Consider the following 26,953-nt stretch of genomic DNA (forward strand, 5'->3'; position numbering starts at 1 on the left):
GCTAACAATTCTTCCGGCACGTAAACACACAGTAAATTCTCAGAATAAATAAGATTTATGCCGAAACATTTGACCCGCTTCCCGCGGATATGCCACGCGCGCACGTTGACAATGTAAGCGCTTGCACATCTACCGGCGGGTAGCTTTTCGGGCCGCTGAAACGTCCTTTGATTTGCGACCTAACACGTGTCTAGCGTGGGAGCGTTCCGGTAAGTCGACGTGCCGGAGCGAACGGCAGCAAGTCCCCTCAAGGCCTTGCCGCACTCCCGAAACGATGGCGTCCTTCGATGACGCCTCCCGCGGCTCGATGGACGCCGGAGCAGGGAAACCCCATACCGGGGATCAGGGCATGCGCCCCACTCCACGAAGTCCAACACTCCGCGAGAAGAGCAAGCATGAACACGCACTCAACCCCTCAACGGCCACGCCGCCGTCTGCGACGGGCAGTAACCGTCGCAGCGGCAGCCAGCGTGGCAGGCAGCATCCTGCTGCTCACGCCGGCTGCGCAGGCCAACCTGCCGGCCGACCCGCCGTCGAGCACCATGCCGGCGCCAACGCCCGGCTTCCCCCTGCCGAGCCTGCACACGCAACAGGCCTACGACCCCGCCGCGAACTTCACCTCCAAGTGGACGCGAGCCGACGCCAAACAGATCATGGCCCAGAGCAACCCCAACGTTGCGCCCGGACAGAACTCCATGAGCCCCAACGTCACCATGCCGGAAATCCCCAAGGACTTCCCCGCCATGAACGACGACGTCTGGGTCTGGGACACCTGGTCCTTGACGGACGAGAACGCGAACCAGATCAGCTACAAGGGCTGGGACGTAATCTTCGCCCTCGTCGCCGACCGCCACGCAGGCTACGGCTTCGACCAGCGGCACTGGAACGCCCGAATCGGCTACTTCTTCCGCAAGACCAACGCCGATCCCGCCAAGGACAAATGGAACTACGGCGGCCACCTGTTCCTGGACAACACCTCCATCGGCAACACGGAATGGTCTGGCTCCACGCGCCTCATGCAGGGCAACAAGATCAATGTGTTCTATACGGCCACCACGTTCTACGACGTCGCCGAGCGCAACGCAGGCGGCGGCGGGATTGCCCCGGATGCGGCCATCGCAAAAGCCCTTGGCACCATCCACGCCACCAAGGACGGCGTGACCTTCGATGGTTTCCAGCACACCAAGCTGCTTGAGCCGGACGGAAAGCTGTACCAGAACAAAGCCCAGAACCCGGGCTTCGCCTTCCGTGATCCCTACACGTTTGCGGACCCCGCACACCCCGGCAAGACCTTCATGGTGTTCGAAGGCAACACCGGTGGCACCCGCGGCTCCTACAAGTGCAAGCAGGAAGACCTGGGCTACCGTCCGGGCGATCCGCACTCTGAGACAGTGGACCAGGTCAACAGCACCACGGGCGCCTGGTACCAGACCGCCAACGTGGGCCTGGCTGTGGCGGACAACAAAGACCTGACAAAGTGGAGCTTCCTCCCGCCGGTCCTGTCCGCCAACTGCGTCAACGACCAGACCGAGCGTCCGCAGATCTTCATCCAGAACGAGAACGGCAAGAACAAGTACTACCTGTTCACCATCAGCCACCAGTTCACCTATGCCGACGGCATGCGCGGCCCCGACGGCGTGTACGGCTTCGTCGGCGACGGCGTTCGTTCGGACTACCAGCCGGTCAATAACAGCGGCTTGGCTTTGGGCTCCCCCACGGACCTGAACATGCCGGCCAATGCGCCGGAAGGACCGGATCCGCGCCAGAACGGGCGGCAGTTCCAGGCCTACTCGCACTACGTCCAGCCGGGCGGCCTCGTCCAGTCGTTCATCGACAACGTCGATGGCGTCCGCGGCGGTTCGCTCTCACCCACCGTGAAGATGAACTTCAAGGGTGGTGTGACCCAGGTTGACCGCAGCTTCGGCCAGAACGGCCTCGGCCCGTTCGGCTACCTGCCCACCAACGTCCGTGTTGGTGGCGAAGGCCTCTACAAGTAACACCCCCGGCCGTCAGGCCACGGCGGTGGTGCCGGCCCCACACGTGCCGGCACCCCCGCCACCCCAACCTTTCAGGATTCTCCCCATGACTCTCCCCAACCCCCACCTGTCCCGCCGCCACCTGCTGGCCGCAAGTGCCGCCGTCGTGGTTGGTTTTTCGGCCGCTGCCTGCTCACCGGATGAAAGCCCGACGCCGACCCCCACCGTCGCGGGTACCGCACCTACCGCTTCGGACCCCTGGCGGCCGGGCGCCCATCTGACAGCCGCGAAGAACTGGCTCAACGACCCCAATGGGCTGGTTTACCACGATGGGACATACCACGCCTTCTACCAGCACAATCCGCGCGGAAACTCATGGGGGAACATGTCCTGGGGCCACTCCACCAGCACCGACCTGGTGCACTGGGAACAACAGCCGGTAGCCATGGAAGCCAGCCCGGAAGAAGAAATCTTTTCCGGCTGCATCGTGGTGGACACCAAGAACGCGTCCGGCCTCGGGTCCGCTGAAAACCCGCCCATGGTGGCCCTTTATACGAGCGCTTATGGAAAGAACGGCGCACTCCCCCAAGGCGCGCAGGCCCAGTCGGTTGCATTCAGCCTGGACAAGGGCACCACGTGGGAGAAGTACCGTGGCAACCCGGTGCTGAACCTCGCTCCCACCAACAACAACTTCCGCGATCCCAAGATCACCTGGTACGAGCCGGGCAACTACTGGGTGATGACCACAGTGGTGGCCGACGCCCAAGTGGTGAAGATGTTCAAATCCACCGATCTTCTCCACTGGGATTTCCTCAGTGATTTCTCCGGAGCCGGAGCCCAGGGCGGCCTGTGGGAGGTTCCGGAACTCATCGAAATGGCCGTGGAAGACTCCGCGGCGAAGAAATGGGTCATGCTGTTGAGCATCAACCCCGGGGGCATCGCGGGCGGGTCGGGCATGCAGTATTTTGTGGGCGAATTCGACGGCACACGGTTCACCGCGGAAGATGCCGCCGCCTCTGACGCCCCGCCCACCGATTCGCAGTGGCTGGATAACGGCGCCGACTACTACGCGGCGAACTCCATTTCCGGTGCACCCGGCGGCAAGTCCGTGCTGCTGGGTTGGATGGGCAACTGGGACTACGCCCAGCATGTTCCCACCACTCCGTGGCGCGGATCCATGGCGATCCCGCGCGAACTGACACTGGTGCGCGGCGAGCGCCGTTTGGAGCTGCGATCGGCCATTGCCACTGCTGCACGGGAGGCCCTTGAACGCGCTGGCAGTGCGGTGCAAGGCAAAAACCTCACCGTCGGCTCCGGGCTACAGCACCTGGACGGCGATTTCACCGCCCGGGCGCAACTGCTCGAGGTGGAGATGGAGCTGACATCGGCCCGCGAGGCAGGCGTGAACCTCCGTGCATCAGCCGACGGAAAATCAGCCCTGCGGATCACTTACGCCAAGGACACCCGCACGGTGAAGGTAGACCGTTCGAACGCCGGAACCACCAACTTTTCCGAGAAGTTCAGCCCGTACCACCAGGCCACGCTGCCTCCCTCCCATAACGATGCCAAGGTCCGCCTCCAGATTCTCCTGGATTCCTCATCCGTGGAAGTCTTCGCCGGGGACGGCGCCATCGTCATCTCGGACACCTTCTTCCCTGACTGGGACGACACGGGAACCTCGGTGTTCAGCACGGACGGGGACACGCAGTTTACGGTGCAAACGCGTCAGTTTTAGCGCCGAGGGGCGGGATTTCACCCTTTACGACCCTTCTTAAGGGCGCTATCCCACCCCTCGTTGCGCCCTGTTCCTCCATTTGAGGATAGTTTTGTCCCTATGACATCCAACGATGCCGCCTTTGAACAGCTGATCACCGACGCCCGCCTGTGGGCCTCCCAAGACCCGGACCCGGCAACGTCCGCCGAGCTCACCGAGCTCATGGAACTCGCCGGCAGCGGCGATGCCGCAGCAATCCAGGAACTGGGCGACAGCTTCAACGGCACCCTGCAATTCGGCACTGCCGGCCTTCGCGCAGCCCTCGGTCCCGGACCCAACCGGATGAACCGCGTGGTGGTGCGCCGGGCAGCAGCAGGTTTGGCAGCCTTCCTCACCGAAACGGTCGAGGCGGCTTCTCCCGGAACGCGGCCCCGCGCCGTCGTCGGCTTCGATGCACGCTACAACTCGGACATCTTTGCCCAGGAAACCGCCGCGATCTTCACCGCGGCAGGCATCGAAACGTTCCTCATGCCGGCGGCACTTCCGACGCCGTTGCTCGCCTACGCGGTCAGGAACCTCGATTGCGACGGCGGCGTGATGGTCACCGCCAGCCACAACCCGCCACAGGACAACGGATACAAGGTCTACCTTGGCCGGCACGCCGTGTCCGAAAGCGGCCGCGGCTCCCAGATCGTAGCCCCCTACGACGCTGAAATCGCGGAAAAGATCCAGGCAGTGGGCGCATTGGAATCGATCGAACTTGCCGACGGCGGCTGGACGGTCCTGCCCACCTCCATCGCATCCGACTACGAGTCGGCCATGGCCAGCCTGGTGGACCGCGAACACTTCCCCGCCCGGGACCTCAAAATTGTTTTGACCCCCATGCACGGCGTAGGCGGCGAAACGGCCGTTTCTGTCCTGAACGCAGCCGGATTCACCGATGTGACCCTCGTGGCCGAACAGGCACAGCCTGACCCGGACTTCCCCACGGTCGCCTTCCCCAACCCGGAAGAACCCGGTGCCTTGGACCTGGCTCTCGCGGCAGCCGGGGAATCAGGGGCGGACATCGTTCTGGCCAACGACCCCGACGCCGATCGGGCCGCGGTTGCTGCCCTGGACCCGGACACAGGGGCATGGCGGATGCTGCGCGGCGACGAGGTAGGTGCCCTTCTGGGCGCTCATGTCGTGGCGCGTTTGACCGCCAGCGCCGGCGACGAGCCGCACACCGGAGTCTTCGCGAACTCGATCGTTTCCTCGCGGCTGCTCTCACGTATTGCCGCTGCAGCGGGGTACGCGCACGAGGAAACACTCACGGGCTTCAAATGGATTTCACGCGTTCCAGGACTCATCTACGGGTACGAAGAGGCGCTGGGCTACTGTGTGGCCCCTGGGCTGGTGCGCGACAAGGACGGCATCTCGGCGGCAGTGCTGATCGCTGAACTGGCGGCAGCTGCCAAAGCGGAGGGCCGGACGATCTTCGACACACTGGACGATCTTTACCTGGTGCACGGCCTGCACGCGAGTGACCAGCTGAGCATTCGGGTGGCGGACCTGGGCCTGCTGGACGCCATGATGAACCGCCTGCGGGTCAACCCGCCCGAAGCTTTTGGGGGCTCCGCCGTCGAGGTCTTCACTGACCTGGCGGAAGGAAGCGATGCACTGCCTCCCACGGACGGGCTGCTGTACCTGACCCGCGACCTCACCCGCGTGATCATCCGGCCCAGTGGTACGGAACCGAAGCTGAAGTGCTACCTGGAAGTCATCCAGGCGGTGGAATCCGCAGCGGAACTTCCCGCTGCGCGCCAAGCAGCGCGGACATCCTTGGACGAGGTCCTCGGGGACGTCCGCGAAGCGCTGGGCTTGTAAAACTCCTAGAGCTCAACCTCGATGAAGCCGTCCACCAAACGGGTGCGGAAAGCGTCGAGGCGGAGGTCGGGGTTGGTGAAGCACTCACCGGTTTCGAGGTCGTAGACCTCTTTGTGAAGGGGCGAGGCGATGGTCGGGCGGCTTCCCTTGGACCCGACGATGCCACGCGCCATAACGTTCGCGAGGGTCGCCGGGTCCTGCTGGGCAACAGCGAAGACCTCGGTGGGCGCGGTACGGAACAGCGCAATCTGGCGACCGCCGATCAACGCAGCCTCGCCCCAGGCCAGTTCGAGCTCGTCCACCGGGCAAACACGCTGCCACGTAGCTGCGGCGCGCAGGTCACGCTCAAGAATGTCGGTAACGTCCAGAATTACGGTCATGTCAGCCCCTCTCACTGTGTCCGGGTGCTGGCAGTCTCCGCCGTCGCTCCCCCGGACAGGGCCGCGCTTGCGGCCACTCCTCCACGCTAAAACCCCGGTGTTTCATCAGGGGGCGCGGATTGTGTCCACTTCGTAAAAGAGACCTCACACCCGAGGAAATGTCCTCGTGATGCAGAAGTTAAGATCACGAAACAAACGGGAAACTGAAGCGAAACTGCCCGTCCCTAGGCTGGAACCACAAGTTGCGACAGATCCGTTGGCAACATCTGCGAAAGGCCCACAGTGACCGGACACACTTCAAGTACAGAGAACCCGCGCCGCATCGTCGTCGTCGGCGGCGGCCCCGCCGCGCACCGCTTTGTTGATGCCATGTTCAACCGCGGACTTGAAGGTTGGCAGGTTACGGTGCTGACCGAAGAGGCCCACCTCCCCTACGACCGCGTGGCATTGAGTAAGGCGCTCACCGAAACCGGCGTGGACCTCACCCTGGGTGACGCTTCCATGTGGGAGCACCCGGCAATCACCCTCAAGACCGGCGAGCGCGCCGTCAAGATCGACTCCGCGGCCAAGAGCGTCCTCACTGCTGCCGGCAACAAGTACGAATACGACCATCTGGTGGTCGCCTCGGGTTCGGATGCCGCCCGTCTTCCCATCCCCGGCGCCGAGCATACCCACGTTTACCGGACGCTCGAAGACGTATGGGCCATCAACCAGGCCATAGCCGGGCTGACGGAGAAGCTGGGACGCAAAGTCAACGCCGTCACCATCGGTGGTGGCCTGCTGGGGCTTGAATCCGCAGCCGGCACCGAACAACTGGGAGCTACCCCGGTTGTCATCAACGGCTCGCCCTGGCTCATGAACACCCAGTTGGACGAAGGCGCAGGACAGGCCCTTGGCCGGCTCATCGAAGCCAAGGGCTTCACGGTCCACGGTGGCGTCTTCCCCTCCGAGGTGGTTACGGACGACGACGGTAATGTCACCGGAGTCCTCATGGCCGACGGCCGCACCATCGCAGCCGACATCGTGATCGTAGCCATCGGCGTCAGGCCCCGCGATGATCTCTTCCGCGCTGCGGAGGGCGAAGAGCAACTCTTCAGCCTGGGCCAGCGTGGCGGTGTGGTGATCAACGATTTCTGCGCCACCGAGGTGGACGGCATCTGGGCCATCGGTGAAGTAGCCAACTTTGGTGGCATGTGCCTTGGCCTCGTTGCTCCGGCCAACACCATGGCCGAGATTGTTGCCGACCGTCTGCACGGCGGAGAGGCCACATTCCCCGGTTTCGATACGGCCACCAAGCTCAAGCTCTCCGGTGTGGACGTGGCCAGCTTCGGTGACGCCTTCGCCAAGACAGAGCACTCCCTCGAAATCGTTTACGCCGACCCCGCCCGCGGTGTTTACCAGAAGATCGTCACCACCGACGATGCCAAGACCCTTCTGGGCGGCATCTTCGTGGGCGACGCCTCCCCGTACATGAGCCTGCGCCCCCTCCTGGGCCGGGAACTCCCTGCAGAACCCGGCGCCTACCTGAGCGCGGCCGGCGGTGGAGAAGCCCCGGAAACCGAACTCCCGGACGATGCCATCCTCTGCTCCTGCAACAACGTGGCCGCCGGTGCCATCCGTGATGCCATTAATGGGTGCGGCGCCTGCGAAGGCAACGCTCCCGTACAAGAACTCGGCGAGCTGAAGGGCTGCACCCGTGCCGGAACCCAGTGTGGGTCCTGCGTTCCCATGCTGAAGAAGCTTCTGGAAGGCGAACTGACCAAGTCCGGCATCGAGGTCTCCAAGGCGCTCTGCGAGCACATCAGCCTTTCCCGCCAGGAGCTCTTCGATGCCATCCGTGTCCTGGAGCTCACGTCCTTCGAAGACATCATGGCCAAGTACGGCACGGGCGCCGGTTGCGACATCTGCAAGCCGACCATTGCCTCCATCCTGGCCAGCCAGCACTCCGCCTACGTCCTGGACGCCGGGCGTGGTTCCCTGCAGGACACCAACGACCGTGCCCTGGCGAACATGCAAAAGGACGGGACCTATTCGGTGGTTCCCCGCATCGCCGGCGGCGAGATTACGCCCAAGGGCCTGGGCGTCATTGCTGCGGTGGCTGAGAAGTACAACCTCTACACCAAGATCACTGGTGGCCAGCGCATCGATATGTTCGGTGCGCGCCTTGAGCAACTGCCGGACATCTGGAAGGAACTGGTTGATGCCGGCTTCGAATCGGGCCAGGCTTACGGCAAGAGCCTGCGTACCGTGAAGTCCTGTGTCGGCTCCACGTGGTGCCGCTTCGGTGTCCAGGATTCCGTGGCCATGGCGATCGCTTTGGAGCTGCGCTACCGCGGTCTTCGCAGCCCGCACAAGTTGAAAATGGGCGTTTCCGGTTGCGCCCGCGAGTGTGCAGAAGCGCGTGGCAAGGACGTCGGCGTGATCGCGACCGCCGACGGCTGGAACCTTTACGTGGGCGGGAACGGAGGCGCCACGCCGGCTCACGCCAAGCTCCTCGCCAAGGACCTGGATGATGAAACGCTGCTGAAGTACATCGACCGCTACCTGATGTACTACATCCGCACGGCCGATCGCCTGCAGCGCACTGCCCGGTGGCAGGAAGAGCTCGACGGCGACATCAAGCACGTCGAGGACGTTGTGGTACACGATTCCCTGGGCATCGCCGACGAGCTCGAAGCGGCCATGGCCAAACACATCGACACCTACGAGGACGAGTGGGCCGAGACCTTGAAGGATCCCGAGCGCCTCCGCAGGTTCCGTTCCTTCGTCAACGCCCCCGACCAGAAGGACGAGTCCATCTCCTTCGTTCCGGAGCGTGGCCAGATCCGTCCGGCCACGAACGAAGAAAAGGGCGGCGTGCTCATCGCTTCCACCATCCCGGTCCGCAGCGAAACCGTCAACGCAGAAAACTAGGGGTCCCCCATGCAGCTCACCATTGATCTCACCGGCCGCGACGTCCTGGTTGCCGGCTCGGAAAAGTCTGCCCGCCAAGCAGTTCGCCGGTACCGGAACGCCGGAGCCCACGTGTCCCGGCTGAGCACACCCGAGGGTATCCCAGGTGATGGCCGGCTCCCGGACCGTCCGTTCCTGGTGGCAGTGGTGGACGACGGCGAAGCCGGCTGGCTTCCGTTGGTGGAACGCTGCCGCGATGCCGGAATTCCAGTAGCGTTCGAGCCGGCCGCGGGCGCCGAAGGCAACGTCACGTTGGTGGGCGGTGGTCCGGGTGCCCTGGACCTGCTCACTGTCGGCGCCGTGGAGGCCCTGCGCGACGCCGACGTGGTGTTCTATGACCGGCTGGCGCCCTACCAGGAGTTGGCTGGCCTGACCTCCGCCGAGCTGGTGGACGTTGGGAAGCAGCCCGGCCTGCATAAGGTCACCCAGCGCGACATCGAGAAGCTCATGGTTGAAGCTGCCCTGCTTGGCCAAAACGTGGTCAGGCTCAAGGGTGGGGATCCCTACGTGTTCGGACGCGGCGGCGAAGAAGTGGCGGCGTGCGTTGCGGCGGGCGTGCCGGTGCGTGTCATCTCCGGCGTCACCAGCGCCATCTCCGTTCCGGCCGCAGCGGGGATTCCTGTGACGCACCGCGAAGTAAGCCACATGTTCACGGTTGTCTCCGGCCACGCTCCCCTGACCGAGAAAGAGCACACCCATCTTGCCGGTCTGGGAGGAACGATCGTGGTCCTCATGGGCATAGGCACCCTGCCCCAACTTGCCGCGGGCCTTCGCCGGGCGGGGATGAGGCCGGACATGCCGATGGCCGTGGTGGAACGCGGGTACCGTCCGGGGCAGCGCACCACCATCGCCGAACTCGGTACGATCGAAACAGCAGCCACCGGTTGCAGTAACCCTGCCGTGCTGGTCATCGGCGAGGTGGTCAGGGTGGCTGAAGCCAACCGGAACCACGCCGAAGCATCCGCCGAACTGAGCCGACTCGCGGCTTCGCTCCTTGAAGCCTGAAGGTAAAAACACATGACTGTTGCACGTGCCATCGAAGTCCAGGAAGCCACCGCAGCTCCGGAAGTATCCGAGGCCGCAGATGCTCCGCTGGACGGATTCCGCATTGGTGTTACCTCGCACCGCCGTTCCCGTGACCTCATCGAGGCACTGGAGCGTCGCGGGGCGAGTGTTCTGCACGCCCCCGCTTTGAAGATCGCCCCCGTGCAGGAAGACATGGTCCTCATCGAGGACACCCGGACCATCATCGCTGCCCGGCCGGATATCTGTATCGCCACCACCGCTTACGGTATGCGCCGTTGGTGCGAGGCCGCTGATTCCTTCGGCATCGGCGAGCAGCTCCTGGAAACGTTGTCTGCCTGCCGCATGTTTGTCCGGGGGCCCAAAGCCCGCGGTGCCGTCCGCGCGGCTGGACTTGCCGACGTCGGCATCAGCAGCGACGAAACCACCGCAACCCTGGTGGACATGCTGTTGGCCGAAGGCGTGCGGGGAAAGACTGTGGCCGTGCAGTTGCATGGATACACCGATGTCCGCCAGTTGGAACGGCTCCGCATGTCCGGCGCCACCGTGCTGACCGTGACACCGTACCGCTGGGTCAAACCCGATGGCGAAGACAAACTGCCGCGCCTGATCGAAGCCGTGGTTGGCGGGAACCTGGATGTCCTCACGTTCACCAGCGCCCCTGCAGTGGATGCCATGTGGAGCACCGCGCATGAAATGGGTCTGTACCGGTCCCTCATCGAAGCCCTCAAGGGACCCGTGACGGTCGCAGCTGTTGGGCCCGTCACTGCGCAGCCACTGGTGGACGCCGGGCTCACCCCCCTTATCCCTGACAGGTACCGTATGGGTGCGCTGATCCGCCTTGTGACAGAGCACCTGTCCTTGAACCACGTCCGGCGGTTGGAGACAAAGAGCGCCACGATCGAGTTGCGGGGCCGCTGCTTGCGGGTCAACGGTGAGGTGGTGGATTTGGCTCCTGCACCCCTTCTGCTGCTGCGGGCGCTGCTCGGCGCTGGCGGGGCTGTCCTGTCCAGGGAAGCGCTCTCGGACCTGTTGGACCTGCGGGGATCCGTCCACGCCTTGGACATGACGGTCAGCAGGCTGCGCTCGTCGCTCCCGGACGGCAAGCTGGTGGAGACCGTCGTCAAACGGGGCTACCGGTTGCGGGCTTAGGCTTTCCGACACGCTACGCCGCCTTCACTAGGGGTAGTTCGTCCCAATGGGTGGTGTAGCGGGGGCTGAGCATGTCCCTTTTCATGGACCAGTCCGGCCCGCCCTTGATTCCCGCATGGCCCAAGCCGATGGAACCGCGTCCGTACTTCTTGCTGACCTCTTCCAAGAGGCTGCCGATGCCCCGTTCCTCGTGCGGGTTCTCGAAGATGGCCAAGGGTTTCTGGTTTCCACTGGGCCGCAGGTCCGTGACCATGATGCCGGCTTTGGCGTACCGCACGCCTTCCTGGATCCTGGGAACCAAGGCGTGCGCCGCCCGGGTGAGCAGGACCGGGTCCGAGGTGGGCATTGGCAGCTTGACGCTCACAGTGGGAAAAGACCTGTCATTCGGGTTGTAGACGGAGGTCTGGGCGAAGGCGGTCAGGAGTTTGGCCTGCAGATCATGCTTGGCCAACCTGGCACTGGCCATTTGCCCGTAAACGCTGAGCACCTGCCGCATCCCGGCCGCCGTGGTGATGGGAGTGGAAAAGGAACGGGAGAAGATCAGCTGGTCCCTGCCGATTCTTTCTTCTTCCATGGGAATGCAGGGGGTGCCCTGGAGTTCCAGGACCGTTCGCATCATGACGATCGAAAACTTGTCGCGCAGGGCAATGGGGTCGGCCCGGACCAGGTCCAGGATCGAGAAGATTCCCATGGCATTCAGGCGCTTGGTGAGCCGCGTGGCGACGCCCCAGATCTCGATCACTGAAAGCCTGGCCATAAGCGCTTCGCGTTGCTCTTCGGGAATCGAGTCCCAGCGGCACACCCCCTGGAACGCGGGGTTGTGCTTGGCCCACTTGTTGGCCAGCTTGGCCAGGGTCTTGGTCCCGGCGATTCCCACGCACACCGGAACCCCCACATGCTTTTGGCAGGCCATTTTGATGGTGCGCCCCAACTCCAGGAGTTCCCCGGGCTGCCCTTTGACGCCAAGGAACGCCTCATCGATGGAATAGACCTCCTGCCACGCCGAGAAGCGGGCAAGGAGTTCCATGACCCTCGAGCTGATGTCGCCGTAGAGCTCATAGTTGCTTGAGAGGGCAACCAAGCCCCATTCCTTGGCGCGCGGAGCAAGCTTGAACCACGGATCTCCCAACCCGATGCCGAGCTTCTTGGCTTCCGGAGACCGAGTCACGGCGCAGCCATCGTTATTCGAGAGGACTATGAGCGGCCTGCCCTCCAACGATGGGTTGAAGGCCCTCTCCGCCGACGCATAGAAGCAGTTGATATCCACATGGGCGATCTCCTGCATCCGATGCATGATTGCTGGCTTGGACATCGATCTCCTCCTGATCCGCGCTATCACGCACACCCACGCAACCCGCGCAGGACACGCCTAGTATTCGAACATACTTTCGAATACTTAAACTGTAGCGTCGACCACAGACAAGAAAGCTCCTCTGAGCAATCGAACGGCGGGGGATTCTGGCGTTCCCGCGCGCTGAGCGGGGCATGGACAGTCCTTGCTTTAAACATTGATGAGTGTAAATATTTACATGTGTCTATGTCTTTGGAATTGACCCCGGTTCAAACCGTCGCCTGCTGCTCGCCGTTGGCGCGCGAACCACTGTCGGAGAAAGAAGCAGACGGTGTTGCGCCGTTGTTGAAGGCATTGGCCGATCCGGTGAGGTTGCGCCTGATGTCATTGGTGGCCTCCCATGAGGGCGGCGAAGCGTGCGTCTGCGACCTGAACGATGCCTTCGAGTTGTCTCAGCCGACCATCAGCCACCATCTCAAAGTGCTGCACGAAGTAGGTTTGCTGGACCGGGAAAAGCGAGGCGTCTGGGTCTACTACAAGGCCCGCACCGAAGCGCTGCAGAACCTGGCGGCCCTGATCGGTGGACAGGCTCAGTGAACCCCTTGCTTGTCCGCCGCACCGGAGCGGAGTTCATTGGGACCGCGTTCCTCGTCATGGCCGTGGTCGGGTCCGGCGTGATGGCCTCCCGGCTGTCACCGAACGACGTCGGACTGCAGCTGCTGCAGAATAGCCTCGTCACCGGCGCGGCCCTGGTTGCGTTGATCCTGGCCCTGCAGCCGGTATCAGCCTCGTTCAACCCCATCGTCACCCTGGTTGAACGGTTCCTCCGCCTGATCGACACCCGGACTGCCGCTCTTTTGGTTGCGGCGCAGATCGTGGGTGGTCTGGTCGGGACGGTCGCGGCGAACCTGATGTTCGGCCTGGCGCCAGCCACATTCTCCACCCATGAACGGAGCGGGCCTGGTCTCTGGCTGGCAGAGGTCATCGCCACAGCCGGGCTACTGGTCATCGTGTTCGGGACCATCCGTTCCGGACGCGCCGACCGGGTGGCTTTCGCCGTCGGGGGTTACATCACCGCCGCGTATTGGTTCACGTCTTCCACAAGCTTCGCCAACCCGTCGGTCACGATCGCCCGAACCCTCACCGACACCTTCTCGGGGATCGCGCCCGCTTCCGCACCCGGTTTCGTCGCCGCCCAACTGGTCGGAGGCTCCCTCGGACTGATCCTTGTCCGCTTCCTCTACCCCCACACCACTGATGTTTCCCCGGCTGATGCCGCGGCTGATCGAAAGGTGCTCTCATGAGCGTCAAACCGTCCGTCTTGTTCGTCTGCGTCCACAACGCAGGACGCTCCCAGATGGCTGCTGCCTTCCTGACCACCCTTGGCCAGGGCGCGATCGAGGTCCGCTCCGCTGGTTCACAACCCGCCGATCAGGTCAACCCCGCAGCGGTTGAGGCCATGGCCGAGATCGGGATCGACATGTCCGCCGAAATCCCCAAGATCCTCACCACCGAGGCCGTCAAGGACTCCGACGTAGTCATCACCATGGGCTGCGGGGACGAATGCCCGTACTTCCCGGGCAAACGCTACGAAGACTGGGTCCTGGAAGACCCCGCCGGCAAAGGCGTCGAGTCCGTCCGGCCCATCCGTGACGAGATCAAAACCCGGGTCGAGGCACTCATTGACTCCCTCGCCCCGGCAGGAGCACAGCAATGACAGAGCACGACTCCCTGCCCGTCGCGGTGATCGGCGCCGGGCCGGTCGGTCTGGCCGCGGCGGCGCACCTCCTCGAACGCGGGCTCGAACCCCTCGTCATCGAAGCCGGCCCCACCGTCGGTTCCGCCATCAAGGAGTGGGGCCACATCCGAGTCTTCTCCACCTGGAAATACAACCTCGATCCCGCAGCCGTCCGCCTCCTGGAACGCACCGGTTGGGAAGCACCCCGCCCGACCGCTCTGCCCTACGGCCACGAAATCGTCACCCAATATCTTGAACCTTTGGCCGCAACCCATGACCTGGAGCAGAGGATCCATACCGGTTCCAAGGTCATCGCCGTTACACGGCAAGGGATGGACAAGGGCCACAGCCACGGCCGCGACCAGACATCTTTCGTCCTGTACGTTCAGCACGACGACGGCCATACGGCCGAGGTTGTGGCGCGGGCCGTCATCGACGCCTCCGGAACCTGGAACACCCCCGCACCGCTTGGCTCCAGCGGGCTCTCCGTTCCCGGGGAAAATGAAGCGCGCGCCACCGAGACCATCACCGGGCCCCTGCCTGATGTCACGAAAGGCCGTTTCGCTGGCCATCGGACCCTCGTCATCGGGTCCGGCCACTCGGCCGCGAACATGGTCCTGGACCTCGCTCGCCTCGCACGCACCAAACCCGGCACCGAAGTAGCGTGGGCCATCCGCGCCTCCACCCCTGACAGGGCTTACGGCGGCGGCAACGCTGACGAGCTCCCCGCCCGCGGCCAGCTTGGCACCCGCCTGCGCACCGCCGTCGAGACCGGGGGCGTGCAGCTCCTGACAAGCTTCAACACCCGCCGCATTGAAACTACCGATTCCGGCGCGGTGGTGGTGCACGCAGCGGACGGCCGGTTCATCGAGGTGGACCATGTCATTCCGGCGACCGGGTTCCGTCCGGACCTGGGCATCCTTTCCGAACTTCGGCTGGACCTGGACCCGGCGGTCGACGCCCCCAAAGCCTTGGGACCGTTGATCGATCCGGACTTCCACAGCTGCGGAACCGTCCCGCCCCACGGCGCAAGGCTTCTCGCCCACCCCGAGAAAGACTTCTACCTTGCAGGAATGAAGTCCTACGGCCGGGCACCGACCTTCCTCATGGCCACCGGCTACGAGCAAGTGCGCTCCATTGCAGCCGCCCTCGCCGGCGACACCGCAGCAGCGGACGCGCTGGAGCTTGAACTGCCCGAAACCGGTGTCTGCTCCACCAGCCTTCCCGCAGAGGGGCAAGACGCGGCGGATTCGTGCTGCGGATCCCCAGAACCTGTCCCGGTCACGATTGGCTTCGCTACCGGCCTGGTCCACGGACGCAGCGCGGAACCGGCCACACCATGACCGACGGAACCCGCTTGCCGATACGCCCGATGGAACATGGCGACTGGCCGGCGGTTGAGGCGATCTGGGCCGCCGGCATCGCTACAGGCCACGCAACCTTCGAATCCGCACCGCCGAGCTGGGAAGACTTCGACGCTACCCGCCACCCCCAGCTCCGCCTCGTTGCCGAAGACCACGGCAACATCGTGGGCTGGGTCGCCGCGGCAGCGGTTTCCTCAAGGACGGTCTACCGCGGCGTCGTCGAACACTCCATCTACATCGCCCAGGAGGCCCGCGGCCGCGGACTCGGCAACCAGCTCCTCGACGCCTTCATCCGCAGGACCGAAGAGGAAGGGATATGGACCATCCAATCCACCATCTTCCCCGAGAACACCGCCTCCATAGCCCTGCACCAACGACACGGTTTCACCGTCGTGGGCACCCGACAAAAGATCGGACTCATGAGCTATGGGCCGGCGGCCGGATCCTGGAGGGACACCATCCTGCTCGAACGCCGCACCCAACAGGGAAGCTAGGAGGCTCCCGCGGTGTCCTTCTTGTGTACAAGGTAGATGGCGCCCGTGGTGACGTCCTCCTCCAGCGCTTCCAGGGTGCGGCCACGGGTTTCGGGCACCTGGGTGTAGATGAAGATCAGCGCGAGGATGCCCACCACCCCAAAGAGGAAGAAGGTGCCGGTAATGCCCACGCCCGCAACCAACGTGGGGAAGAAAAGGCCCAGGAGTGCGTTGGCGATCCACAGGCAGAACACCGACAGCCCAATGGCGAATCCGCGGACGTGGAGCGGGAAGATCTCGGACAGCATGACCCAGACAGCAATGTTCAGGAACGTCTGCATGGAGCCAACGAAGGCGACCACCAGGAAGAGGATCACGAAAGGCCGCGCGGGGTTTCCGACAGGTAATGCAATGGACGCAATACCGATGAGGAAGTGGCACACGGTGGTCAGCGTGAAACCGAGCAGCAAGGTGGTACGTCGGTTGATCCGCTGCATGAGCGTCAGTGCGATGATGCCACCAACTACCGCGATAACGCCCGGTGCAATGTTGGCAACGAGCGCCGCGTTGGAATCGAACCCGGCCTCCACCAGCACCGACTGGCCGTAGTACATGATCGAATTGATGCCGGTCAGCTGCTGGGCCACACCCAGCCCGATGCCTACCAGGATGATGCGCAGGATCCACTTGTCCTTCAGTGCAGCCCAGGACGTGGCCCGGGAGGCTCGTTCCTCGTCGGCGAGGTGCTTCACATCGGCCATTTCAGCTTCTGCCCGCTCTACGGACCGAATGGTCTTCAGGACAGCAAGGGCTTCCTCCCACCGCCCTTTGGAGATCAGCCAACGAGGTGACTCGGGCATCCTGAGCATCCCGAAGAACAAGGCAATCGCGGGCAGCGCGGCAACGGCGAGCATGACCCGCCACACTCCGCCGAATTCACCCCAGACGTTGCCAATGATGGCGTTGACGACGAAGGCGGCGAGTTGGCCGATGACGATCATCAGTTCATTGCGCCCCGCCAGGGAGCCGCGGATTTCGTAGGGTGCCAGCTCGGCCAGGAACACAGGGACCACCGTGGATGCACCGCCGACGGCAAGGCCGAGGATGACCCGCCCCAGGACCATGACCTCGAAACTTGGGGCAAAGACGCAGGCGATCGTGCCGCTAAGGAACAGCACAGCCAGCAAGATGATGGTCTTCCGGCGCCCCCAGGAATCGGAGAGCCGGCCACCCGCAACGGCTCCCGCCGCCGCGCCGAACAGCAGCGAGCTGGTGACAACGCCTTCGGTCAACGGCGTGAGGCCGAGGTCGACCGTCATTGGTCGCAGGGCGCCGTTTATGACGCCAGTGTCGTAGCCGAACAACAGGCCACCGAACGTTGCAACCAGGGCCACAAGGCCAAGGCGCTTTCGATGCGGGCCGTTGGTCAGCGGGGGAAGCGCGACGCCGTGGGCGCCTCCCCGCTGCATTTGCGTAGCAGACATCAGGACTCCTTTGTCAGTGTGGTGCGGGTCATAACCGCCCGCTCTGAATACAGACTAACGCGCGAAAGGTTTAAATGTAAGGTCAAACTAACAAATGATGAACTTTAGCTCATATTCGCCATGGGAAGATGGAGGGCATGGCCCCTGAACAATGGCATCGTCCCGCGACGCAGAGCGATGTGGCCCGCGAAGTCGGAGTGTCAAGGACGCTGGTGTCGTTCGCCTTTCGCGGAGCCCCGGGGGTCAGCGACGAGACAAGGGAAGCCATCTTCGCGGCCGCCCAACGTCTCGGGTACCGGCCCAACGCGGCGGCCGCCGATCTGGCACGCAAGCACCGTTCCGCCGTCGGACTCTATTTGATGGATATCCGAAACGAGGTCTATGCAGACATCCTTAGCGGCGTCCGCACAGCACTCCCCCATGACGGCAACAGGCTCATACTGAGCGTCTCCCGGTCGGTCGACGGCGTGGATCGGGGCGCACTGGACTCCCTGATTGAAGCCAGGGTGGGGATCATCATCGCCGCGACACTCCTGGACACCGACCACCAGGTGCAGGAACTGGCCCGGATAGTGCCGCTGGTCAGCGTGACCCGCCCGGTCGACGGCGTGGACAGTGTGTACTCCGATGATGTGACCGGTGCCCGCGCCGCGACAGAACATCTGCTTGGCCTCGGGCACCGGCGGATCGCTCATCTGGCCGGCCCCATTTACGACGGACACACCGCGCGTCGGCAGAGCTACGAGAAAACCATGCTCGACGCCGGGCTCGCGCCGGTGACGTTGTCGGCGGAGGACTTCACACAGGAGGCCGGGGAGCGGGCAGCATCGGAACTGCTTGGCCTGGCAGACCGGCCGACCGCCATCTTCACCCACAACGACCAGCTCGCCCTTGGCGCCCGGGAAGCCGCTTACGCAATGAACCTGTCCATTCCCCGGGATCTGTCGCTGGTGGGATACGACGATTCGAGGACTTCCCGGCTGCACGGAATCGACCTCACGTCCGTTGACCTGCAGGCGTTCGAGTTGGGCCGCCGTGCCGGCTCTGTGGCGCTCGAACGCCTGGCCAACCCCGACGCGCCCACAGCGGACATCCGCCTCACGCCGCGCCTGATAGTCCGGAATTCCACCGCGCCGCCGGGCACCAGCTAAACGTGGTGCAGGCACGTGGTGGCCACCCCCCAGATGGTCAATTCCGACAGCGCAGCCACCGTGATGTCCGGAAATGCAGGGTTGTCCGCCTGGAGCACCACGCCCCTTGAGGTGATGCGGAGCCGTTTGATGGTCAACTCGCCATCCAATACGGCAACGACGACGGACCCGTCCTTGGGCTCAAGCGCCCGGTTCACGATCAGCTCGTCACCGTCGCTGATCCCGGCACCCTCCATCGACTGTCCGGTAACCCTCACCACGTACGTGCTGGTCACGTCCTTGATTAAGTGCTCATTGAGGTCGATCCGGCCGTCAAAATAGTCTTGTGCCGGGGAGGGATAGCCCGCAGCAACAGCGACGGGAGCCAACAGCACCGACGCCAGGGAAAAGCCCGCATCTATCACGCGGGGGCCGACGATAACGCCCACAACACACCTTTATTCGAATATATGTTCGATATTCGAGTGTACATCCGTTGGGGGACATTGTTCTCCTGGGGTTATGGGACCCCGGAGATCAGCACAGCGCCGGGCTAGTCCTTGACGCCGCCCACGCTATAGGTGACGTGGGTGACCAGTCCGGTGCCACTGACGGAGGTCGGTTCGAGCCTGAGGTTCCCCACGCCGTCGAGCAGCCGCTCCCCGCCACCAAGGATCACGGGTGCTATATGGAGCCGCAGTTCGTCGATCAGCCCGGCCGACAGGAACTGCCGGGCAGTCGACGCTCCCCCGGCGATCGCCACGTCCTTGGCCCCCGCCGCGTTGCGAGCCAGGGCCATTGCCTCTTCGACTCCGCCGTTGATGAAGTGGAACGTGGTTCCGCCCTGCATCTCAAGGGGTTCACGTACATGATGGGTCAGCACATACACCGGCGCGTGATAGGGCGGTTCCTCGTCCCACCAACCGCGCCAGTCCGCGTCCCACGGGCCAGGACCCGGTCCCGCGAACATGTTCCTGCCCATAATGAAAGCGCCCGCAGCGAGGATCCCTTCCACCTGGGCGGCATTGGCTTCGCGTTCCTCGAACTGCCACCGGTGAAGGGTTTCGCCGCGCTCACCCAATGGCATCTGCAGGCTCTGGTGGGGACCGGCAACGTAGCCATCGAGGGACACGGTCAGGTCGCATGTGACTTGGCTCATGGGCCCATCATTGCATCCAAAACCTCAAGGTGGCGCCAAAACCCTCGCCAAACCGCCGCGCCAAGGCGGACACTGGGGGCTAGACCTTCAGGAGGATTCCATGGCAAGTACTGCAGAGCTGGAGCAACTTGGCATCCTGGTGGGCGAATGGGAAACCACCGTCCCGGGACGGGAAGTCAAGGGCCGGACGACGTTCGAGTGGCTGGAAAACGGCGGCTTCCTCATCCAACACTCCACGGTGCAACAGCCGGAATATCCCAACTCGGTGAGCATCATCGGTGCCACAGGCTCCGATGGGGCGCTCCAGCAGCACTACTTCGATTCCCGCGGCGTCGCACGCATATACGACATGATCCTGAAGGACAACGTGTTGACGCTTTTCCGGGACGGCCCGGACTGGCCCCAGCGGTTCGTGGGACGGTTCAGCGACGATGGCAACGTGATCAACGCACGCCTGGAACGCGGAACCTACCCCGGCGGACCCTTGGAACACGACTTCGACATGGTCTACACACGGATCCACCCACGCTCGATGTGACGCACGTTATTACCGGCCGGTAAACAACACGCTACGGATCGGCCAAAGATGGCAACAGCGGGGAAACACCCGCGAAAAACCGAATGCCTAGGCTGATGATCAACAGCACCAAACAGGTCATCAGCGAAAGGGCCGAACATGTCCGCCACTCCGTCCGCAGCATCCCTCCACATCGTCATCGCAGGCGCAGGTCCAGCAGCCCAGGCTTTGGTGCGGCGGCTGGCCGGCACGGCCGATACCCGGCGACGTCCCTTCACCGGCACCATCACCGTGCTCAGCAACCGCGACGACTGCCCCGAGGCCCTCCTCGAACTGGCAGAACTTCCACAGGTCTCGGTCCGGTTCGGCCAGGCGGCCAGCTTCATCGATCCGCACGCCAAAGTTGTGACCACAGTGGACGGCATGGACTTCTCCTACGACCAGCTGGTTATCGCGACCGGCTCTGCCCCGGCTCTCCCGCCAGTCGCCGGTGCTGAAGCCAGCCTGAGCTACTCCACCATCGATGATGCGGCCACCATCGGCGAAGCCGTCCATGATCTCACCCGGATCGTTGGACGCCGTCCGCTGGGAATCCTGGTGGGCAACGGCCCCGCGGCCGGCCAGGCGGAGGCCGTGCTCCGGGCCCGCGGAGTCCGTCCCGTGCGCACCACCCTCCGCCCTGCCGCCGTCGTTCGTTCCATCGCAGGTTCCCCTGTACCGGCCACCGGCATCGTGTTCGAGGACGGCAGCAGCATGAACGGGGACCTCGTGGTCCTGGCCGAGGAGCGGACGGCCCGCAACGACCTCGCCGAAAGCGCGGGGCTCCTGATTGCGTCCGACGGCGGCATCGCCGTGGGGCGCGACCTCGCCACCTCCGTCCCGGGCATATGGGCAATTGGCGATGCAGCGTCCTGCGACGGCCTCCGGTTGGGACTCCTTCTTTCCGCCGAATCTTCCGCGATGCTCTGCGCTTCGGGCATGTTGCTCGGTGTCTTGGGCAGCGACCAATTGGCCCCGCTGGCGGCCTAGGCGGCAACCGGGTGGCCCTTCCACAAGCGGCGGAAGGGCCACCGGGCCCGTATGGCAAGATGGTCCTTTGACGGGCAGTGACAACCCTGCGGCCACCGGGCCGGCCACGCCTGCACGGAAGGATCCCATGAGCAACGAAGCCGCTACCCCGGCAAACATCGCCTCCTACATCGACCACACCCTGTTGAAGCCGGAAGCCAGCGAGGCGGACATCCTCAAAGTGTGTGCCGAAGCCGTCGAATACCAGTTCAAATCAGTGTGCGTGAACCCGATCTGGGTCAAGACCGTCACCAAGGCACTCAAGGGCTCGGGCGTGCTCACATGCTCTGTGGTCGGCTTCCCGATGGGCGCGACGCCCAGCGACGTCAAGGCCTTCGAAGCCCGCGGTGCCGTCCTTGACGGGGCTGACGAAATCGACATGGTGATCAACATGGCCGCTGGACGCGCCGCAGACAAGGGCGCGCTGGTGGACGACATCCGGGCAGTCGCCGAAACAGTGCACGCCGGCGAAGCAATCCTCAAGGTCATCATCGAGACGTCCATGCTGGACGACGAGCAAAAGGTCATCGCCTGCAAAGCAGCTGTTGAAGCGGGCGCAGACTTCGTCAAGACCTCCACCGGCTTCAACGGTGGCGGCGCCACTGTTGAAGACATCGCGCTGATGCGCAAGACGGTGGGACCGGACATAGGCGTCAAAGCCTCCGGTGGGGTGCGATCGCTGGCCGATGCACAGGCTATGATTGCAGCTGGTGCAACACGTATCGGAGCGAGTTCCGGAATTGCCATTGTCAAGGGTGAGCAAGGTTCATCTGCCTACTGAGGCTTCCCGACCGCCAGAGATTTTGAGCCCTGCGGGGCCGAGGAGGAACGAATGTCCAAGAACGCAACCAGCGCCCCCATCGAGCGTGAGAACAACCTGGGCCAGAGCATTGTCCTGTTCCTGGTGATGATTGTGCTCTTCCTGGGCGCTATCTACTCGCTGTCCTTCCTCAGCCTCGAAAACCCGTGGCCGATGGCTGTGTGCCTGGGCCTGTTCGCCCTTGCGTTCTGGATCCCGCAGACCATCCTGGGCCGCTCGGATTCGGCTGGCGAAAGCTAAACCCTTTACTTCTGCAGGAATGGCCCGGGCGTTTGCCCGGGCCATTCCTGTCTGTGGTGGCGGATCGCCTCGCGGCCAAGGGCTGGCGGCTTCACCGCACCGAGCCACCGCACCGAGTCACCGCACCGCCAGGACGCCTCCAAGCGCCGCGAGTACGCCCGGCCAGTGCTGTTGCGCAAGGGTCCAGGCGGCCACTCCCATCCCCACCATGGCGTATCCGCTCACGGGAATCAGCACCAGCCATTCCCGCCGCGAACCTGCCCGGCCCAGCAGCGGAATGGAAAACGCGCCGTTGGCCCGCCACACTCCGCTGATGACTGATTTGCGCAGGAACTTTGGCGGTTTGATCACTATCGGCCACAGGAGCGGCACGCCGCCCACAGTGATCATGTCGCCCACAATATGGATCACGACGCCGGTCAGCATGGACAGTGGCAGCCACCCCCACTGGTCCGGCGCAAACCACGTCACCAGGCCAGCCATGACGATCGCGAAGAGCCAGTTGGTGATCCAGCCGGACTTCGGAAACAGGTTCAATGCCTTCGCGGCGAGGTTGATCATGAACATGCACAGCAGCCCGGCGCCGACCGAGAGTTTTCCGACCGGGGTCACCATCTGGAACTGCGCCGCCATCGCTGCGAGGATCACGAACGCCGAAGCCCCAAGCAGTGAGTGGGTCCCCTGCCGGTGCCCGCCGCTGGCCTTTTCGATCCCTACCGCAATCGCATTGGACAGCGGTGGCAGTGAATTTGCGATGGTGCTGTGCCGGTGATCCCAGTCGCACACAAGTGCCGTCCCCGCCGTCGCCATGGCGCCAATGAGGATTCCGGTGGAATCCAGCGGGTACCAGCCCAGGGCGTAGGGGCCGGTCGAAGCAATAGCTATCCACGCCGCGGCTCCCGACGCGGCGTGGTGTCCTCCCATCATCGAAGTTAGCCCGCCTTGACTGGCACGTCGGTGAAGATTGCTTCAATCACGTTGTTGGCCCACTGCAGGATTTCGGCGTCCTGGAGATCCCGGCCACCGATCCTGGCCGTCTTGGGTTTGGGGATAAGCACAGCGTCCAGCGCCGGCTTGACCTGGGAACCGGGATACATACGGTTCAACCGCATGGTTTTGGACTCGGGCAGTTGCGCCGGCGAGAACCGGATGAAGTTTCCTTGGAGCGCGACGTCGGACAGCCCGGCTTCGCGGGCACCCACCCGGAAGCGGGCCACGGCGATCAGGTTCTGGACAGGCAACGGCGGCTCGCCGTAACGGTCCACCAGTTCTGCCAGTACCTCGTCGATTGCCTCGTAAGTGATGGCCGAAGCCAGCTTGCGATAGGCCTCCAGGCGCAGCCTTTCGCCGGGCACGTAGTCGTGTGGCAGGTGGGCGTTGACCGGCAGCTCGATCTTCATCTCGGCGGCCTTCTCTTCGGCCTCGCCGCGGTACTCGGCTACAGCCTCGCCCACCAAGCGGATGTAGAGGTCGAAGCCCACCCCTTGGATGTGGCCTGACTGCTCGCCGCCGAGCAGGTTGCCGGCCCCGCGGATTTCGAGGTCCTTCATGGCCAGCTGCATGCCCGCACCGAGCTCGTTGTGCGCCGCCACGGCTTTCAGGCGTTCCAAGGCAACCTCGCCCAGCGGCTTCTCCGAGGGGTAGAGGAAATAGGCGTAGGCACGTTCGCGGCCACGGCCAACACGGCCACGCAGCTGGTGTAGCTGCGAGAGACCGTACTTGTCCGCGCCATCAACAATCAGGGTGTTCGCGTTGGAGATGTCCAGGCCGGTCTCGATAATGGTGGTGCACACCAGCACATCGAAGCGTTTCTCCCAGAAGTCCACGATGATCTTCTCGAGGCGGCTTTCGGACATTTGGCCGTGCGCCACTTCCACGCGGGCTTCCGGCACCAGCTCGCGGATCTGGGCAGCGATCCGCTCGATCGAGGACACCCGGTTGTGGACGAAGAACACCTGACCTTCGCGCATGAGTTCACGGCGGATGGCGGCGGAAGTCTGCTTGTTGGTGTACGGGCCAACATATGTCAGCACCGGGTGCCGCTCTTCGGGCGGGGTGGCAAGGGTGGAGGTTTCCCGGATGCCAGTCAGCGACATTTCCAGGGTTCGTGGGATGGGGGTGGCACTCATGGCAAGGACATCCACGTTGGTGCGCATTTTCTTGAGCGCTTCCTTGTGCTCCACGCCGAAACGCTGTTCCTCGTCCACGATCACCAGGCCCAGGTCCTTGAACTCGAAGTCCTTGGACAGCAGGCGGTGGGTGCCGATCACCACATCCACGGCACCGCTCTTGACCCCCTCCGCCGTTTCCTTGGCCTCCTTGGTGCTCTGGAAACGGGACAGCGGCTTCACACGCAGCGGGAAACCGGAGAAGCGTTCAGTGAACGTCTCGTAGTGCTGCTGGGCAAGGAGCGTGGTGGGCACCAGAACGGCAACCTGTTTGCCGTCCTGCACCGCTTTGAACGCCGCACGGACAGCGATCTCGGTTTTGCCGTAGCCCACGTCGCCGGACACCAGCCGGTCCATGGGGATTTCCCGTTCCATGTCCGCCTTGACCTCGTTGATGGTGGTCAGCTGGTCGGGCGTTTCGACGTACGGGAAGGCTTCCTCGAGTTCACGCTGCCACGGGGTGTCCGGGGCGAACGCGTGCCCACGTGATGCCATGCGGGCCGAGTACAACCGGATGAGTTCGCCGGCGATTTCCTTGACGGCCTTGCGTGCCTTGGATTTGGTGCTGGCCCAGTCCGCGCCGCCCATCTTGCTCAGTGCCGGGGCATCGCCACCGACATAACGGGTCACCTGGTCCAACTGGTCCGTGGGCACGAACAGCCGGTCCCCCGGGGCGCCACGCTTCGAAGGTGCGTACTCGAGCACCAGGTACTCCCGCAGCCCGGCGTCGGAGGACGACGTGCCAACCACCTTGCGCTGGATCAGCTCCACGAACCGGCCGATGCCGTGTTGCTCGTGCACCACGAAATCGCCCGCGTGGAGCTGAAGCGGGTCCACTGCGTTCCGTCGCTTGGATGGCATCCGCCGCATGTCCTTGGTGGAACCCGCCGTGGCGCGCCCCAGCAGGTCGGCTTCGGTCAGCAGGCCCAGTTTCAGGCCGTCAAGGACAAAACCACGTCCGACGGCGGCGGTGGTCACCTCGATGATGCCCGGTTGGGGTTCCTTGTCCAGGGAGTCCAAGCGGGAGCAGGGAATCTCCGCATCATGGAACAACTCGGCAAGGCGTTGCGCGGGGCCAGGACCGTCGGTGACCACAACAACACGCCACTGCTCGCGGACACGTGAGCCGATGAACTCCAGCATCTCGGCCACGTCGCCCTGGTAGCCGCGGGGTTCGCGGGCACGCATGTTGAGTACGTCAATATCCAGGACCAGGTCCTCGTCCGACGCGAGCGAGGTGATGGACCACCAGGACACGCCGTGTTCAAGGGCCGCGGAGCGGGTGTCGGTCAGGGACCGGAAACTGGCAGCGTGCAGGTCAGTGGAGGCTTGGGACGACAGGTCAAGGGGCGCCGCACCGCCGTCGGATGCCGTTGACCATGCAGCTTCCAGGAATTCTTCGTTGGTGGCCGCGAGGTCGTGGGCGCGGGTACGCACCTTCTCCGGCTCGATCACCACGGCCAGGGACCCCGCAGGGAGCTGGTCCACGAACGGAACCATGGCATCCACCAACACCGGGGCCAGCGACTCCATGCCTTCCACGGCAATGCCGCCGGCGATCTTCTCCAGCATGTCTGCCGCGGCGGGCATGTCCGCCTTGAGCTTGGCAGCCCTGGACATCACCGATGGCGTGATCAGGATTTCGCGGCATGGGGGCGCGTGAAGTTCGGTGGGGTGGTGGACACCGGGGGCGGACAGCGAGCGCTGGTCGGCCACGGCGAACCATCGCATCTGGTCTACCTCGTCGCCGAAGAACTCCACCCGGATCGGGTGGTCCTCTGTGGGCGGGAACACGTCGATAATGCCGCCGCGGACGGCGAATTCGCCCCGGTGCGTCACCATGTCCACCCGGGCGTAGGCGGCGTCGGACAGCGCCCGGACCACCTCGGTGAAGGGGCGCTCCTGCCCCACCTGCAGCGTCACGGGAACCAGGTCACCCAGGCCGGCCACGATGGGCTGGACCACGGCGCGGACCGGGGCAACCACCACACGCAAGGGGGCCGCCGTCGAGGTTTCCGGGTGGGTCAGGCGGCGCAGGACCGACAACCGGCGGCCCACGGTGTCCGATCGTGGCGAAAGCCGCTCGTGCGGGAGGGTCTCCCAGCTGGGGAAGGTAGCCACGGTGTCGGCGGGAAGGTAGGAAGCCAGCGCTGCGGTGAGGTCTTCGGCTTCGCGGCCCGTTGCGGTGACAGCGAGGACCACCGGCGCGCCCGCACCGTCGGCACCAGCCTGGGCCAGGGCATCAGCCATTTCGGCAAGCAGAACAGCCCGCATACCCGTAGGTGCGCTGATCTGGTAGTCGCTGTTGCGGTCGGAAAACTCCCGCTGAGCCTCCGTTCGGACGCGCGCGAAAGTCTTGTCCTCCGCCAGTGCGCGGCGCAGACCGTTGAGGCTCATGGCTGAAACTCCTAGGGTGGTTCCAAGGGCAGGCAACACAA

At 64.1% G+C, this 26,953-nt stretch carries 23 protein-coding genes; 16 read left to right on the forward strand and 7 right to left on the reverse strand.

Annotated features, from left to right (window positions below):
• Positions 1-395: 395 nt before the first annotated feature.
• From ACNQOP_RS09425 to ACNQOP_RS09435, 3 genes are all read left to right on the forward strand, one after another.
• Positions 396-1,997 carry a glycoside hydrolase family 68 protein gene (locus tag ACNQOP_RS09425; protein WP_416404309.1) on the forward strand — a complete coding sequence of 534 codons (1,602 nt, stop codon included), beginning with the start codon at positions 396-398 and terminating at the stop codon, positions 1,995-1,997.
• An 85-nt stretch (positions 1,998-2,082) separates the two neighbouring features.
• Positions 2,083-3,711 (forward strand): glycoside hydrolase family 32 protein, encoded by a 1,629-nt coding sequence (locus ACNQOP_RS09430; protein WP_416404310.1) that lies wholly within the window; start codon positions 2,083-2,085, stop codon positions 3,709-3,711.
• 99 nt (positions 3,712-3,810) lie between these two features.
• On the forward strand, positions 3,811-5,556 hold the full coding sequence (locus ACNQOP_RS09435) for a phospho-sugar mutase (protein ID WP_416404311.1): 1,746 nt from the start codon (positions 3,811-3,813) through the stop codon (positions 5,554-5,556).
• A gap of 5 nt (positions 5,557-5,561) precedes the next feature.
• On the opposite strand, the gene nirD is transcribed toward ACNQOP_RS09435, so the two are convergent.
• The gene (gene nirD, locus ACNQOP_RS09440; protein WP_257368585.1) at positions 5,562-5,936 is read right to left on the reverse strand and encodes a nitrite reductase small subunit NirD; all 375 of its coding nucleotides are present in this window, start codon (positions 5,934-5,936) and stop codon (positions 5,562-5,564) included.
• A gap of 282 nt (positions 5,937-6,218) precedes the next feature.
• Between nirD and nirB the strand changes: the two genes are divergently transcribed.
• Genes nirB through ACNQOP_RS09455 form a run of 3 tightly spaced genes read left to right on the forward strand, consistent with a single transcriptional unit; the run spans position 6,219 to position 11,063 of the window.
• The gene (nirB, locus tag ACNQOP_RS09445) at positions 6,219-8,849 is read left to right on the forward strand and encodes a nitrite reductase large subunit NirB (RefSeq protein WP_235519447.1); all 2,631 of its coding nucleotides are present in this window, start codon (positions 6,219-6,221) and stop codon (positions 8,847-8,849) included.
• A gap of 9 nt (positions 8,850-8,858) precedes the next feature.
• Positions 8,859-9,893 carry a uroporphyrinogen-III C-methyltransferase gene (gene cobA, locus ACNQOP_RS09450; protein ID WP_257368587.1) on the forward strand — a complete coding sequence of 345 codons (1,035 nt, stop codon included), beginning with the start codon at positions 8,859-8,861 and terminating at the stop codon, positions 9,891-9,893.
• A gap of 12 nt (positions 9,894-9,905) precedes the next feature.
• Positions 9,906-11,063 carry a uroporphyrinogen-III synthase gene (locus ACNQOP_RS09455; protein WP_235519442.1) on the forward strand — a complete coding sequence of 386 codons (1,158 nt, stop codon included), beginning with the start codon at positions 9,906-9,908 and terminating at the stop codon, positions 11,061-11,063.
• 13 nt (positions 11,064-11,076) lie between these two features.
• Here ACNQOP_RS09455 and ACNQOP_RS09460 read toward each other — a convergent pair whose 3' ends face one another.
• Complete coding sequence (locus ACNQOP_RS09460) at positions 11,077-12,375, reverse strand: Y-family DNA polymerase (RefSeq protein ID WP_416404312.1); 1,299 nt, start codon at positions 12,373-12,375, stop codon at positions 11,077-11,079.
• A gap of 225 nt (positions 12,376-12,600) precedes the next feature.
• Here ACNQOP_RS09460 and ACNQOP_RS09465 point away from each other — a divergent pair, with 225 nt between their 5' ends.
• From ACNQOP_RS09465 to ACNQOP_RS09485, 5 genes are read left to right on the forward strand one after another with little or no spacing between them, the layout of a single operon-like run.
• On the forward strand, positions 12,601-12,951 hold the full coding sequence (locus ACNQOP_RS09465) for an ArsR/SmtB family transcription factor (protein ID WP_235519438.1): 351 nt from the start codon (positions 12,601-12,603) through the stop codon (positions 12,949-12,951).
• On the forward strand, positions 12,948-13,658 hold the full coding sequence (locus ACNQOP_RS09470) for an aquaporin (RefSeq protein ID WP_416404313.1): 711 nt from the start codon (positions 12,948-12,950) through the stop codon (positions 13,656-13,658). Before ACNQOP_RS09465 ends, ACNQOP_RS09470 begins: the two co-directional genes overlap by 4 nt.
• The gene (locus ACNQOP_RS09475; RefSeq protein WP_416404314.1) at positions 13,655-14,071 is read left to right on the forward strand and encodes an arsenate reductase ArsC; all 417 of its coding nucleotides are present in this window, start codon (positions 13,655-13,657) and stop codon (positions 14,069-14,071) included. Before ACNQOP_RS09470 ends, ACNQOP_RS09475 begins: the two co-directional genes overlap by 4 nt.
• Positions 14,068-15,435 carry an FAD-dependent oxidoreductase gene (locus ACNQOP_RS09480; protein ID WP_416404315.1) on the forward strand — a complete coding sequence of 456 codons (1,368 nt, stop codon included), beginning with the start codon at positions 14,068-14,070 and terminating at the stop codon, positions 15,433-15,435. The genes ACNQOP_RS09475 and ACNQOP_RS09480 overlap by 4 nt, the downstream gene beginning before the upstream one ends.
• On the forward strand, positions 15,432-15,950 hold the full coding sequence (locus tag ACNQOP_RS09485) for a GNAT family N-acetyltransferase (RefSeq protein ID WP_416404316.1): 519 nt from the start codon (positions 15,432-15,434) through the stop codon (positions 15,948-15,950). Before ACNQOP_RS09480 ends, ACNQOP_RS09485 begins: the two co-directional genes overlap by 4 nt.
• On the opposite strand, the gene ACNQOP_RS09490 is transcribed toward ACNQOP_RS09485, so the two are convergent.
• A complete protein-coding gene (locus ACNQOP_RS09490) occupies positions 15,947-17,413 on the reverse strand; it encodes a sugar porter family MFS transporter (RefSeq protein ID WP_416404317.1) in 1,467 nt (488 codons plus the stop codon). The genes ACNQOP_RS09485 and ACNQOP_RS09490 overlap by 4 nt on opposite strands.
• Positions 17,414-17,550: 137 nt before the next feature.
• On the opposite strand from ACNQOP_RS09490, the gene ACNQOP_RS09495 reads away from it, so the two are divergent.
• Entirely contained in the window at positions 17,551-18,564 is a 1,014-nt protein-coding gene (locus ACNQOP_RS09495) for a LacI family DNA-binding transcriptional regulator (protein ID WP_416404318.1), read from the forward strand.
• Here ACNQOP_RS09495 and ACNQOP_RS09500 read toward each other — a convergent pair.
• A complete protein-coding gene (locus ACNQOP_RS09500; RefSeq protein WP_284986156.1) occupies positions 18,561-18,992 on the reverse strand; it encodes a LexA family protein in 432 nt (143 codons plus the stop codon). The genes ACNQOP_RS09495 and ACNQOP_RS09500 overlap by 4 nt on opposite strands.
• Positions 18,993-19,096: 104 nt before the next feature.
• A complete protein-coding gene (locus ACNQOP_RS09505; protein WP_416404319.1) occupies positions 19,097-19,702 on the reverse strand; it encodes a dihydrofolate reductase family protein in 606 nt (201 codons plus the stop codon).
• Between the two features lie 100 nt (positions 19,703-19,802).
• Between ACNQOP_RS09505 and ACNQOP_RS09510 the strand changes: the two genes are divergently transcribed.
• The 4 genes from ACNQOP_RS09510 to ACNQOP_RS09525 all read left to right on the forward strand — a co-directional run bounded on the left by ACNQOP_RS09510 (position 19,803) and on the right by ACNQOP_RS09525 (position 22,347).
• The gene (locus tag ACNQOP_RS09510; RefSeq protein ID WP_257368594.1) at positions 19,803-20,240 is read left to right on the forward strand and encodes a hypothetical protein; all 438 of its coding nucleotides are present in this window, start codon (positions 19,803-19,805) and stop codon (positions 20,238-20,240) included.
• A 138-nt stretch (positions 20,241-20,378) separates the two neighbouring features.
• Positions 20,379-21,248 carry an FAD-dependent oxidoreductase gene (locus tag ACNQOP_RS09515; protein ID WP_416404320.1) on the forward strand — a complete coding sequence of 290 codons (870 nt, stop codon included), beginning with the start codon at positions 20,379-20,381 and terminating at the stop codon, positions 21,246-21,248.
• A 127-nt stretch (positions 21,249-21,375) separates the two neighbouring features.
• Complete coding sequence (gene deoC, locus ACNQOP_RS09520) at positions 21,376-22,068, forward strand: deoxyribose-phosphate aldolase (RefSeq protein WP_416404321.1); 693 nt, start codon at positions 21,376-21,378, stop codon at positions 22,066-22,068.
• Positions 22,069-22,119: 51 nt separating this feature from the next.
• Positions 22,120-22,347: a hypothetical protein gene (locus ACNQOP_RS09525; RefSeq protein WP_211713208.1), complete on the forward strand. Its 228-nt coding sequence runs from the start codon at positions 22,120-22,122 to the stop codon at positions 22,345-22,347.
• Between the two features lie 117 nt (positions 22,348-22,464).
• Here ACNQOP_RS09525 and ACNQOP_RS09530 read toward each other — a convergent pair whose 3' ends face one another.
• Entirely contained in the window at positions 22,465-23,274 is an 810-nt protein-coding gene (locus ACNQOP_RS09530) for a metal-dependent hydrolase (protein ID WP_235519412.1), read from the reverse strand.
• Positions 23,275-23,279: 5 nt separating this feature from the next.
• Positions 23,280-26,912 carry a transcription-repair coupling factor gene (gene mfd, locus ACNQOP_RS09535; protein WP_416404322.1) on the reverse strand — a complete coding sequence of 1,211 codons (3,633 nt, stop codon included), beginning with the start codon at positions 26,910-26,912 and terminating at the stop codon, positions 23,280-23,282.
• Positions 26,913-26,953: the final 41 nt, after the last annotated feature.

The organism is Arthrobacter sp. LFS091 (assembly GCF_047977885.1).
Lineage (GTDB): Bacteria > Actinomycetota > Actinomycetes > Actinomycetales > Micrococcaceae > Arthrobacter.

What these genes read in the sequence shown, in the direction of transcription:
- ACNQOP_RS09465 (WP_235519438.1), top strand. Translation starts at nt 12,601, where the DNA reads ATGTCTTTGGAATTGACCCCGGTTCAAACCGTCGCCTGCTGCTCGCCG.
- ACNQOP_RS09455 (WP_235519442.1), top strand. Translation starts at nt 9,906, where the DNA reads ATGACTGTTGCACGTGCCATCGAAGTCCAGGAAGCCACCGCAGCTCCG.
- mfd (WP_416404322.1), bottom strand. Translation starts at nt 26,912, where the DNA reads ATGAGCCTCAACGGTCTGCGCCGCGCACTGGCGGAGGACAAGACTTTC.
- ACNQOP_RS09475 (WP_416404314.1), top strand. Translation starts at nt 13,655, where the DNA reads ATGAGCGTCAAACCGTCCGTCTTGTTCGTCTGCGTCCACAACGCAGGA.
- deoC (WP_416404321.1), top strand. Translation starts at nt 21,376, where the DNA reads ATGAGCAACGAAGCCGCTACCCCGGCAAACATCGCCTCCTACATCGAC.
- ACNQOP_RS09485 (WP_416404316.1), top strand. Translation starts at nt 15,432, where the DNA reads ATGACCGACGGAACCCGCTTGCCGATACGCCCGATGGAACATGGCGAC.
- nirD (WP_257368585.1), bottom strand. Translation starts at nt 5,936, where the DNA reads ATGACCGTAATTCTGGACGTTACCGACATTCTTGAGCGTGACCTGCGC.
- ACNQOP_RS09490 (WP_416404317.1), bottom strand. Translation starts at nt 17,413, where the DNA reads ATGTCTGCTACGCAAATGCAGCGGGGAGGCGCCCACGGCGTCGCGCTT.
- ACNQOP_RS09505 (WP_416404319.1), bottom strand. Translation starts at nt 19,702, where the DNA reads ATGAGCCAAGTCACATGCGACCTGACCGTGTCCCTCGATGGCTACGTT.
- ACNQOP_RS09495 (WP_416404318.1), top strand. Translation starts at nt 17,551, where the DNA reads ATGGCCCCTGAACAATGGCATCGTCCCGCGACGCAGAGCGATGTGGCC.
- ACNQOP_RS09525 (WP_211713208.1), top strand. Translation starts at nt 22,120, where the DNA reads ATGTCCAAGAACGCAACCAGCGCCCCCATCGAGCGTGAGAACAACCTG.
- ACNQOP_RS09435 (WP_416404311.1), top strand. Translation starts at nt 3,811, where the DNA reads ATGACATCCAACGATGCCGCCTTTGAACAGCTGATCACCGACGCCCGC.
- ACNQOP_RS09480 (WP_416404315.1), top strand. Translation starts at nt 14,068, where the DNA reads ATGACAGAGCACGACTCCCTGCCCGTCGCGGTGATCGGCGCCGGGCCG.
- ACNQOP_RS09515 (WP_416404320.1), top strand. Translation starts at nt 20,379, where the DNA reads ATGTCCGCCACTCCGTCCGCAGCATCCCTCCACATCGTCATCGCAGGC.
- ACNQOP_RS09460 (WP_416404312.1), bottom strand. Translation starts at nt 12,375, where the DNA reads ATGTCCAAGCCAGCAATCATGCATCGGATGCAGGAGATCGCCCATGTG.
- ACNQOP_RS09425 (WP_416404309.1), top strand. Translation starts at nt 396, where the DNA reads ATGAACACGCACTCAACCCCTCAACGGCCACGCCGCCGTCTGCGACGG.
- ACNQOP_RS09430 (WP_416404310.1), top strand. Translation starts at nt 2,083, where the DNA reads ATGACTCTCCCCAACCCCCACCTGTCCCGCCGCCACCTGCTGGCCGCA.
- ACNQOP_RS09510 (WP_257368594.1), top strand. Translation starts at nt 19,803, where the DNA reads ATGGCAAGTACTGCAGAGCTGGAGCAACTTGGCATCCTGGTGGGCGAA.
- ACNQOP_RS09530 (WP_235519412.1), bottom strand. Translation starts at nt 23,274, where the DNA reads ATGATGGGAGGACACCACGCCGCGTCGGGAGCCGCGGCGTGGATAGCT.
- cobA (WP_257368587.1), top strand. Translation starts at nt 8,859, where the DNA reads ATGCAGCTCACCATTGATCTCACCGGCCGCGACGTCCTGGTTGCCGGC.